At 54.7% G+C, this 525-nt stretch carries 1 protein-coding gene; it reads left to right on the forward strand.

Going from position 1 to position 525, the window contains the following annotated elements; genetic code table 11:
• On the forward strand, window positions 1-525 hold a 525-nt coding region (locus V7756_RS19060), incomplete at both ends, for a DUF1254 domain-containing protein (protein ID WP_335611771.1).

The raw sequence follows: 525 nt of genomic DNA on the forward strand, positions 1-525 counted from the left end.
GATTCCATGGCCAGGGATTATGGCATACCGAATACCGGTGACGTGGGCGTATATGTGGAGCCAGGCATTGGCAAGGTCGAAGCGATCGGTCTGACCTATAACACAGAGAGCATTTATTCTACGGTTAACGTCGATCTGAAAATTGACGGACCTACGGTCGTGGAAACCCCACCCAATGTTTTAGGAGTTGTGAATGACGGCTGGCAACGATGGTTGACAGACATAGGCAACGCCGGTCCCGACAAGGGCAAGGGAGGCAAGTACCTGCTTCTGCCTCCGGGGTATGAGGGAAATGTGCCCGACGGCTACTTCATCGTGAAGTGTCCAACCTACCGCAACTGGGTCATGGTTCGCGGATTCGTCGAGGACACCGGCACTGGCGATCAGGCGCTGAAATACTACCGCGAGAATTTTCGAATCTACCCGCTGGCCTCCGGCCCACGCCAAGACGCGAGCTACGTAAGCTTGTCGTTCAAGGGCGGTAATACGACACACCCGCGAGATGTCAGCTATTTCGATATGCTG

Origin of the sequence: Halopseudomonas sp. (assembly GCF_036961105.1) — a bacterium.
Taxonomy (GTDB): Bacteria; Pseudomonadota; Gammaproteobacteria; order Pseudomonadales; family Pseudomonadaceae; genus Halopseudomonas.